A 3,786-nucleotide genomic window follows, 5' to 3' on the forward strand; every position below is an offset into this window, starting at 1 on the left:
CACAGCTTTCTGGGATTTGTCTTGACCAGCGAATTGGTAAAGGTTCTGTGCATTTAGCTAAATAGATTTGTCTGTCTTTGAACTTAAAAGCTGACTTAGTAAATTCGGCACTTCCTCCATGATGTTTTTTCTTAAAGTTAGGATACTTAGTACGACCAGCAAAGAAATTAGTGAAAGCTGTTTGTAAATGTCTTAACCCTTGTTGTAAAGGTACACAACTAACTTCGTTTAAAAAGTCTAATTCTTCTTGCTTTTTCCAATCGGTCAACATTGAAGAAGTTTCAGCATATCCTACTCTTTCTTGTCTTTCGTACCATGCTTGTGTTCTGAGATGGAGAGCTTTATTGTCAACTAATCTTACACAGCCCAAGGTGCGCCGCAATAGCGACTCTTGTTCGGGTGTGGGGTAAAATCGAAACGAGTAGGCTTTTTACATGGGGAGCATTTTAGCATATATTCCGTAAATGTGTTAATATTTAACAGTAAAGCCGTCGTAGAACGACGGGGTTTCAGACCCAAAATTTTCGATGAGAAGGCCGAGTGAAGACGATAGCGACTTTCTTGGTAAGCTGATGGACGAAATTAGTGATGAGGCCGAAGCAAGAGGATTAACACCCGAAATTTTAGAGTCTTTACTGAATGAATCTTGAAGTGAACTATACCAGTCTTAACCAACTTAACCATTCCCAAGCGTTTGACATAATAGATTTCTAAAATGCTCCAATCCCTCCTCACCCTACCCGAATTTCTTGCACTACCGGAAAGCAAACCCGCGCTGGAATATATCGACGGTCGAATCGTTCAAAAAGCTATGCCGAAAACCCGACACGCTCGATTACAGAGCAAATTAATCGAGAAAATTAATCGCATCACCGAAACAGAAAAAATCGCTTATGCGTTTCCCGAATTGCGCTGTACCTTCGCAGGTCGATCAATCGTCCCCGATATCGCCGTACTCCTCTGGCAGAATATCCCCTTCGATACCAACGGTGAACCTCTCGATAATATTCTCATCCCTCCCGACTGGACGATCGAAATCCTTTCCCCCGAACAAAGTTCCAACCGAGTCACGGGAAATATCCTGTATTGTCTTAAACACGGCTGTAAACTGGGATGGCTACTCGATGCCGAAGATCGATCAATCCTCATTTTTCTTCCCGATCGACAACCCGAATTACGCCAAGGTCTCGATCGACTAGAAATCTTACCGGATATCGATCTAGAATTAACCGTCGAGGCAGTTTTCTCGTGGTTAAAAATGCAATAGCGGCAAAAATTTCATTTTTGAATTGGTGCATGAAGAAAGACTATCCGTGGGAACCTTGGTAGAAAAACATCAAATCGAGGGATTAGAAACGGGGTATAGTGTCGAGTTTTTCGATAGGTTGAGAAAAACAATTACTGTTGTCAACCTACCCGAAAATTCCCTCCATTTCCCCACCCACGAGGATCGACCTTGACCCTACAGGACTGATATTTTCCCATCTTTAGTAGAATATCGGCATCTAGAAGAGGGTGCGATCGTGCGGCAGTTATAGTTGAGAGGGTGTGTTACACTAGCCTTAAGGCACTGTGTAGGCCGTACTCGAATTACTTCTCAACAATCCATTATGATAAAAAATCTACGAGTTAGTTATGATGGAATGGTTTTCCGTCCCGAAGAAAAGATTGAATTAGAACCCAATACCCATTACATCATCCAAATTATTTATCGGGAAGATCCATTAGAAAATAACCATAAAAATGCTTGGGAGCCGTAAACTTAATTAACAATCGAGGTGGCTCCATAACAGCTTAAGCTAGAGCTAGTAAATATAAATAGCACCCTGTTGATTGATGTTAAAGGTGGTATAACCGGGGGTACTCCCCGGAACTTTGGTGACAGTAATCGTGACTAAATTATCATCATTGACCTCTACGGCATAGATTAAACTAGAAGAATGGCGATCTGCGGCGGCATTAGCTCGATTAATCAGAATATATGCCGGAATTACCAAACCTCTTAGGGTTGTCTCCGTACCTGGAGATAATAATTGGGGAGAGGAATTAATATTGGCCGATAGGTCATAATTGAGGTCAATATCGGTTTGATTGATGATTTTAATCTCCACGGGACGACTCATATTCACCCTAGCAACAGGCTGCCAAGGACCTGGTTGAAAGGTGGTAGCGGGGGGATTTTGAGCGGGTAAAGAGGGGGGAAAAGCTAATCCCAGACTGAAGACGAGGGAAAGAGTTAAAAAGCGATCGCATTTCATAGATGAATCCTGGTCTAGGGTTTTCATCCTATTTTAGGGGGGTATCTCCAGTGTTTTATACTTTAAGTAGAAGCTTTTGAAATTGTCTATAGCAGTGAGTCAACAGCTGTCAGGGGAATATCCGAAGCTTCCCTGATTTTGCTCTATAAACAAGGCTAAATACATCTATTTTTCCCTAGAAGTTTCCCTAGTAACCCCTATCAACGGTTTAATTTAGGTTGAGATTGATTATATGCCTACCATCGACATATCGGGAGTATCCCACAGTTACGAGTTATTTTCGCCCCGAGCGGATAAACCGGTTTTAGTCTTTATACACGGTTGGCTGCTGAGTCGTCACTACTGGCAGCCTTTGGTAGATATTCTCTCCCCGGATTATCCCTGTCTAGTCTATGATCTCCGGGGCTTTGGCGACTCCCAAAAAATCACCTCTAACAGTCCTCCTAGCAGTTATAACCTTGAATCCTACTCCCAAGACGTTATTACCCTTCTTAACCGCTTAAACCTCGATGCTGCTTGGTTAGTTGGTCATTCCCTCGGTGGTAGTGTTGCTTTGTGGGCCGCGGATAGCTGTCCTGAACGGATTAAAGGGGTAATCTGTATGAATGCCGGCGGTGGCATCTATCTAAAGGAGGAATTTGAGCGATTTCGGGAAGCCGGAAGACAGATTTTACAGAGAAGACCGTCTTGGTTGCCTGGTGTTCCCTTGATTGATGTTTTATTCTCGCGGATGATGGTCAAGCAAACCCTAGGTAAAAAATGGGGCAAACAGCGCGTGATTGATTTTGTCCGGGCCGATTACCAAGCAGCCCTAGGGTCACTTTTGGAAACCACCACTATGAGCGAAGTTCATCTTTTACCCCAGATTGTCTCCCGTCTCCCGCAACCGGTCTATTTTCTGGCGGGGAAAGAGGATACGATTATGGAAGTTAAGTACGTTAACCATCTGGCCAGTTTTCATCCTTTGTTTGAAACTGGCAGCAACGTCATTGAGTTATCCGATTGTGGTCATTTTGCCATGCTGGAACAAACAGCAGAGGTAGCCCAAAAGATGATGGCTATTTTAACTGAATGTCAGCAGAAGTGCCTCGCTTGAGTGCGATGGCACGGGGCTTTTAAAGGGGCGAAGTAATTCGCCCCACACCCCCTCATGAATGCTGACTTTGTATCTAAACAATTCCTCAAAAACTATGTTATCATAATTATAGTTTCTTGATAACTCTTATGTACAAAGCGTACAAATTCAGACTTAGGGACTTCCAGAGAATAAAATACCCAACAAAAAAATAGAAAAGTGTTTTTTTGAAAAAGTAATTATTTTTGTCCAGGAAAACAAAGAGTCTCCCATTACAACCTATTTTTCCGAAAAAATAGGCAGCACAATCTTTTATACTTCCGAGCTTTTTCGAGTATAACAAGGACAAGTTAAAGAATCAAAGACAGTTTTTAGCTAACCATCTTAGTTAACTACAAACTAGGTCTTATCATAATAGATATCAATAAACCATTGTCCCAAATCGGGAAAGTC

At 42.3% G+C, this 3,786-nt stretch carries 6 protein-coding genes; 4 read left to right on the plus strand and 2 right to left on the minus strand.

The genetic code is table 11. The features are described 5' to 3' along the window. The coding region (locus IM479_RS14915) for an RNA-guided endonuclease InsQ/TnpB family protein (RefSeq protein ID WP_287699478.1) at nucleotides 1-382 on the minus strand (382 nt) is incomplete at its 3' end. Between the two features lie 145 nt (nucleotides 383-527). Between IM479_RS14915 and IM479_RS14920 the strand changes: the two genes are divergently transcribed. The 3 genes from IM479_RS14920 to IM479_RS14930 all read left to right on the plus strand — a co-directional run bounded on the left by IM479_RS14920 (nucleotide 528) and on the right by IM479_RS14930 (nucleotide 1,760). Beyond that, the gene (locus tag IM479_RS14920) at nucleotides 528-650 is read left to right on the plus strand and encodes a hypothetical protein (RefSeq protein ID WP_502845724.1); all 123 of its coding nucleotides are present in this window, start codon (nucleotides 528-530) and stop codon (nucleotides 648-650) included. Between the two features lie 65 nt (nucleotides 651-715). Then, nucleotides 716-1,267: a Uma2 family endonuclease gene (locus IM479_RS14925; protein ID WP_286825908.1), complete on the plus strand. Its 552-nt coding sequence runs from the start codon at nucleotides 716-718 to the stop codon at nucleotides 1,265-1,267. A 343-nt stretch (nucleotides 1,268-1,610) separates the two neighbouring features. Continuing rightward, nucleotides 1,611-1,760, plus strand: a complete 150-nt coding sequence (locus tag IM479_RS14930; RefSeq protein WP_287078282.1) for a hypothetical protein — start codon at nucleotides 1,611-1,613, stop codon at nucleotides 1,758-1,760. A 45-nt stretch (nucleotides 1,761-1,805) separates the two neighbouring features. Here IM479_RS14930 and IM479_RS14935 read toward each other — a convergent pair whose 3' ends face one another. After that, on the minus strand, nucleotides 1,806-2,258 hold the full coding sequence (locus IM479_RS14935; protein ID WP_287684310.1) for a hypothetical protein: 453 nt from the start codon (nucleotides 2,256-2,258) through the stop codon (nucleotides 1,806-1,808). Between the two features lie 232 nt (nucleotides 2,259-2,490). Here IM479_RS14935 and IM479_RS14940 point away from each other — a divergent pair, with 232 nt between their 5' ends. After that, nucleotides 2,491-3,354, plus strand: coding sequence for an alpha/beta fold hydrolase (locus IM479_RS14940; protein WP_287684308.1), 864 nt, complete (start codon nucleotides 2,491-2,493; stop codon nucleotides 3,352-3,354). Nucleotides 3,355-3,786: the final 432 nt, after the last annotated feature.

This window comes from Microcystis sp. M165S2, from assembly GCF_020245885.1.
Taxonomy (GTDB): Bacteria; Cyanobacteriota; Cyanobacteriia; order Cyanobacteriales; family Microcystaceae; genus Microcystis.

Bases quoted from the DNA above. Each gene is read 5' to 3' on its own strand.
- IM479_RS14930 (WP_287078282.1), top strand. From the start codon at position 1,611: ATGATAAAAAATCTACGAGTTAGTTATGATGGAATGGTTTTCCGTCCC.
- IM479_RS14940 (WP_287684308.1), top strand. From the start codon at position 2,491: ATGCCTACCATCGACATATCGGGAGTATCCCACAGTTACGAGTTATTT.
- IM479_RS14925 (WP_286825908.1), top strand. From the start codon at position 716: ATGCTCCAATCCCTCCTCACCCTACCCGAATTTCTTGCACTACCGGAA.
- IM479_RS14935 (WP_287684310.1), bottom strand. From the start codon at position 2,258: ATGAAATGCGATCGCTTTTTAACTCTTTCCCTCGTCTTCAGTCTGGGA.
- IM479_RS14920 (WP_502845724.1), top strand. From the start codon at position 528: ATGAGAAGGCCGAGTGAAGACGATAGCGACTTTCTTGGTAAGCTGATG.